General features: G+C 41.2%; 3 protein-coding genes. 2 read left to right on the top strand and 1 reads right to left on the bottom strand.

What is annotated here, in order from left to right; genetic code table 11:
- Window positions 1–144: 144 nt before the first annotated feature.
- Window positions 145–2,094 (top strand): threonine--tRNA ligase, encoded by a 1,950-nt coding sequence (gene thrS, locus O3603_RS02675; RefSeq protein WP_371520304.1) that lies wholly within the window; start codon window positions 145–147, stop codon window positions 2,092–2,094.
- A gap of 623 nt (window positions 2,095–2,717) precedes the next feature.
- Here the strand turns inward: thrS and O3603_RS02680 are convergent.
- A complete protein-coding gene (locus O3603_RS02680; RefSeq protein WP_314520131.1) occupies window positions 2,718–3,623 on the bottom strand; it encodes a TIGR01212 family radical SAM protein in 906 nt (301 codons plus the stop codon).
- A gap of 56 nt (window positions 3,624–3,679) precedes the next feature.
- On the opposite strand from O3603_RS02680, the gene O3603_RS02685 reads away from it, so the two are divergent.
- Complete coding sequence (locus tag O3603_RS02685; protein ID WP_371520308.1) at window positions 3,680–5,869, top strand: S9 family peptidase; 2,190 nt, start codon at window positions 3,680–3,682, stop codon at window positions 5,867–5,869.
- The last annotated feature ends 131 nt before the right edge of the window (window positions 5,870–6,000 follow it).

The following is a 6,000-nucleotide window of genomic DNA, read 5'->3' on the forward strand; positions in this document are numbered from 1 at the left end:
AGCATAGACTATTAAGTGCGAATTGATAGCACTTAGCGAATCTCTATTACCAATTGATTTGTTGAAAATCACATTTATATTCCTCATTCTCATAATAAAGTGTTACCTTTGCCGCAACTTTGATTTATAAAACTAATTTGTAGTATGGTTAAAATCACTTTCCCAGATGGTTCCGTTCGTGAGTACGAACAGGGCGTAACTGGTTATCAAATCGCCGAGAGCATTTCGCCGGCTCTCGCCCGTGACGTTGTATCTTGCGGTGTAAATGGCGAAACAGTAGAGCTCAATCGTCCTATCAATGAGGATGCAACGATTGCTCTTTATAAGTTTGATGATGAGGAAGGTAAGCACACCTTCTGGCACACTTCTGCCCACCTTCTTGCAGAAGCATTACAGGAACTTTATCCAGGTATACAGTTTGGTTTCGGTCCTGCTGTTGAAAATGGCTTCTTCTATGACGTAATGCCACCAAAGGGTCAGGCTATCTCTGAGAACGATTTCCCAAAGATTGAAGAGAAGATGCGTGAACTTGCTAAGAAGAACGAGCAAGTTGTGCGTCATGATATATCTAAAGTAGATGCCGTTAAGGAGTTTACTGCTGATGGACAAGAGTATAAGGTAGAGCATATTGAGCAGGATCTCGAGGATGGAACCATCTCAACATATACACAAGGTAGTTTCACCGACCTTTGTCGTGGTCCGCACCTTGTATCAACGGGTGCTATCAAGGCTATTAAGATTACCAGCGTTGCCGGTGCTTTCTGGCGTGGCGATGCGAAGCGTGAGCAGATGACACGTATCTATGGTATCTCTTTCCCAAAGAAAAAGATGCTTGATGAATATCTCGTTATGCTCGAAGAGGCTAAGAAACGTGACCACCGCAAGATTGGAAAAGAGATGGAACTCTTCATGTTCTCTGATCGTGTAGGTAAGGGTTTACCTATTTGGTTACCAAAGGGTACGCAACTTCGTCTACGTTTGCAAGAGTTATTGCGCCGTCTTCTCCGTCCTTACAACTATCAGGAGGTTATCACTCCAGGTATCGGTGGTAAGAACCTTTATGTAACTTCTGGTCACTATGCTCACTATGGCAAGGATGCTTTCCAGCCAATTCATACACCAGAGGAGGATGAAGAGTACATGCTTAAGCCAATGAACTGCCCTCATCACTGTGAGGTTTATGCTTACAAGCCACGTTCTTATAAAGATCTTCCATTGCGAATTGCAGAGTTCGGAACGGTATTCCGCTATGAAAAGAGCGGTGAGTTGCATGGATTGACCCGTGTTCGCACATTTACACAGGATGATGCGCACATCTTCGTTCGCCCAGATCAGGTAAAAGCAGAGTTCGAAACTAATATCGATATTATTCTAAAGGTATTCGCAACCTTTGGATTCGACAATTACGAGGCACAGATTTCACTCCGCGACCCTAACGATAAAGAGAAATACATCGGTTCTGATGAGGTATGGGAAGAGAGCGAAGCCGCTATTAAGGCAGCTTGTGAAGAGAAAGGTCTCAAGGCGCGTGTAGAACTTGGAGAGGCGGCTTTCTATGGTCCTAAGCTCGATTTTATGGTAAAGGATGCCATCGGTCGTCGTTGGCAGTTGGGAACTATCCAGGTAGACTATAATCTTCCTAACCGTTTCAAACTCGAATATACAGCAGAAGATAATACAAAGAAGACTCCTGTGATGATTCACCGTGCACCATTTGGCTCGCTCGAACGCTTCACAGCTGTACTCATTGAGCACACAGCAGGGCATTTCCCACTTTGGTTGACACCTGATCAGGTGGCAATTCTTCCAATCTCTGAGAAGTATAATGACTACGCTCGCAAGGTAAAGGCCTACTTTGATGCTCACGATGTCCGTTCAATCATGGACGATCGCAATGAGAAGATTGGTCGAAAGATTCGTGATAACGAGCTAAAGCGTGTACCTTACATGGTCATTGTTGGTGAGAAAGAGGCAGCCGAAGGCTTAGTTTCTATGCGCCAGCAGGGTGGAGGCGAGCAAGCTACCATGACAATGGAAGAGTTTGCTAAGCGCATTAACGATGAAGTTGCTGAACAGCTCAAGACATTGGATTAATCAAAAGCAACGATTCAAACCCATTGTCAACCGATAATGAGGGATAAATAAGCAAGGAGGATATACCATTTGAGGTATATCCTCCTTTTTCGTTTATGTAATAGAAGCAACGTGTTGTTCGGAAAACTATTTACAAAACATTATCTTGATATAGGTTCATTCTAGGAGTCATAATACTAATTTAAGTACGAAATATTGGTCTTTTATAAAACGTACCTCCGTTTTTGGTGAAACGTACCTCCGTTTTTGATGAAACGTACCTCCGTTTTTAGTGAAATGTACCTCTGTTTTTGGTAAAATGTACCTCCATTTTTAGTGAAAAGTACTATATTTTTGAGTAAAAGGTGCCTCCTTTTCATGTCTTTTACCTGTTTTTCTGTTTTAAAATTATGCTTTATTTCTATAAATACTTATTAATCAGATTGTTATAAATATGATGATATTTTGCTCTCTAATTCCCGTATTTGCGAACAAAGATCAATACGCTTCAGAAAAACGTAATTATAAGTTCTGAAATTAGCTGTATTTTATTACAAAAAAAGGATATGCCTTTCTTATGACATATCCTTTTATCTTAGAAGTTTATGAGTGTTGTTTTTGCTAAATTCTAATAGTGAGTAAGTTTAAATCTCCTTCTTTTTCGTGCAATGCTCCTTCATGTAATTGTTGAGACGATGAGTAAATTCGTAATTTTTTAGTCCCCATTTTGGTGCGATGAGTAGTTCTGGCGGGCTCTGACTAACGAATCGTTCGAGGATAAGGTCGGCTCTTAATCGACTAATGTATTCGGCTATCAGATGAATATATTCGTCCACGCTGTAAAGATGGAACGGATGTTCCTCATACATTTTAGCTAACTTCGTGCCACGAATAATCTGCATTTGATGGATTTTCAAGGTTGTGAGAGGGAGAGAAGATATGATGGGCGCCTGTCGGAGACTCTCGTTTTCATCCTCACTAGGTAATCCGAGTATGATATGTGCACCTACACGAATACCACGACTGGCGGTGCGTTCGATTGCTTGCTTAGCACAATCGAAGTCATGCCCACGATTGATGAGGCGTAAGGTAGCATCGTTACAGGTCTCAACACCATATTCGACGATGAGGAAGGTGCGCTGATTCAACTCTTCAAAGTAATTGAGCAGGTCGTCATTAATACAATCTGGACGTGTTCCGATGACTAATCCGACAACATCCTCCACTGCTAATGCCTCCTCATAGAGAGCCTTCAAATGCGAATTGGTGCCATAAGTATTCGTGTAAGCCTGAAAGTATGCGAGATATTTCATATCAGGATACTTGCGAGCAAAGAATCTTTTGCCATCTTCCAACTGTTCGGTTACGCTCTTTTGCTTATCACAATACGTAGGATTGAACGTTTGATTATTACAATAGATACAGCCACCTCGCCCTACACGTCCATCCCGATTAGGACATGTGAAGCCAGCATTGATAGAAATCTTCTGAACCTTAAAAGGGAATTGTTCGCGAAGCCAGTTCCCAAAGTCACGATAATATTGTTCCATTCTTGTTGCAAATGTACAGAATATTTTATACTTTTGCGATGTTTAAACTTGATTTTATGAAAAGAATAATCCTTATGTGTGCTACTATCTTGACTGCACTCCAATTAATGGCTGGTGAACCTATATCTATACGTGATATCACAGCTGGTGTTTTTGCTGCAAAGCGTATATCAGGTGTTAACTCTTTAAAGGGAACATCGGAGTATGCTCGCATCTCGGAGGATGGTCGACAGGTTGTGAAATACTCCTTTGTGACGGGAAAGCCGACGGGAGTTATCTTTGATTTGGCTAATGCCCAGGGGGAAAATCTCAAATCGTTTGATGATTATCAGGTGTCGGCAGATGGAAATAGATTGTTATTGCAAACCAATACACATCGTATTTATCGTCGTTCGTTCACGGCTGATTTCTATCTTTATGATGTGAAGACAAAGCAGTTGAAGCGTCTGTCAAAGGAGGGTGCCGAGCAGATTCCAACCTTTTCTCCTGATGGAACAAAGATCGCCTTTGTTCATAAGAACAATATCTATATTACGGATGGCGATAAAGAGACGCAGGTAACAACCGATGGCGAGTTTAATAAAGTCATTAATGGTTTGCCAGATTGGGTAAACGAAGAGGAATTTGGATTTAATAATGCGTTGGCGTGGGGTGCTGATAGTAAGACTTTGAGTTGGATTCGATATGATGAAAGCAAGGTAAAGACTTATTCTTTGCAGCTATTCCGTGGCTCTCATCCTCAACTTGATGCTTATAGTGTTTATCCTGGAGAATACAGTTATAAATATCCGAAGGCAGGCGAAGACAATTCAAAAGTGTCAGTTTGGTCATATTTTTTGGAGGGTGCATCTGTACGTCAAATCAATTTACCTTTAGCGGCTGATGGATATATTCCACGCATAAAGACAACAACCGATCCTAATCGTGTGGTTATCTATACGATGAATCGTCATCAAGATGAATTGAATCTCTATGCGGCGAATCCGCATACGGGACTTTGCTCATTACTGATAAAGGAACATATCTCAAAGTATGTTCAAGAGGCAGCGATGGAAGGTATCTCTATCATGAAAGATCACATCCTTTTCCCTTCTGATCGTGATGGTTTTATGCACTTATACCTTTATAATAAGGACGGAAAACTCTTGCGTCAGATTGATAAGGGCAATTATGATGTGACTGCAATCTATGGATATGATGAGAAAACAGGCAATACTTATTTCCAAGCAGCGGCTCGAAAACCTATGCAACGAGAGGTGTATGTTGTAAATAAGAGCGGAAAAATGACTTGTTTGTCAGCTCATGAAGGCTGGAATGCAGCTTCATTCTCTGGCGATTATAAATACTTTTTAAATACATGGAGCGATAGTAATCATCCATTTGTTTATACCATTTATGATAATCGAGGGAAAGAAGTGCGTGAGGTGCTTAATAATAAGGAGTTAGAAGAGAAGCTTCAGAAGTATAATAATGCGGGCGTTGAGTTCTTTTCTTTTACTACATCCGAGGGAGTCAAGCTCAATGGATGGATGATTAAGCCGTCTGATTTCGATGCAAATAAGAAGTATCCTGTTATCATGCACCAATATAGCGGACCAGGAAGTCAGCAGGTTGTAGATAATTGGAATGTTGGTTCTATGGGGAATGGGGGTATGTTCGATTACTATTTAGCCCAGAAAGGATATATCGTTGTTACAGTAGATGGTAGAGGAACAGGTGCTCGTGGTGCTGATTTTGAGAAGAGTATTTATATGCGGTTAGGCGATTTAGAGTCAAAAGATCAGGTAGAAACAGCGTTATGGTTAGGTAAGCAAAGTTACGTGGATGCCTCTCGCATAGGAATTTGGGGTTGGAGCTTTGGAGGCTTTAACACCTTAATGAGCATGAGTGAGGGTAGAGGTGTGTTCAAAGCAGGTGTGGCGATAGCTCCTCCAACGGACTGGCGCTTCTATGATACTATTTACACGGAGCGTTATATGCGTACACCACAAGAGAATGCAACGGGTTACGCTATTAATCCAATCAATCGTGTAAATCAGATGCAAGGTAAGTTACTTATCTGTCATGGTATGGCTGACGATAATGTTCATCCACAAAACACCTTTGAGTATTCTGAAGCTCTCGTGCAGGCTGATAAGGATTTCCGTGAGCTCTTCTATACGAATCGCAACCATTCTATATATGGTGGCAATACCCGCAACCACCTCTTGCGCCAAGTTGCCGATTGGTTTATTGAGAATCTTTAAATAAGTGAGTCAATAGGGGTAGATGTTAGCATCTATCCCTACTTCTTTATTCTGCATTTCCACCCTTTATCCTTTCTTTACTTCCTGTCTCTTTTTAAAGATTTTAGCCTTCTTCTGTCTTTTTTCTTTTA

The sequence above is a fragment of the Prevotella sp. 20925_1_30 genome (assembly GCF_041433025.1).
Taxonomy (GTDB): Bacteria; Bacteroidota; Bacteroidia; order Bacteroidales; family Bacteroidaceae; genus Prevotella; species Prevotella vespertina.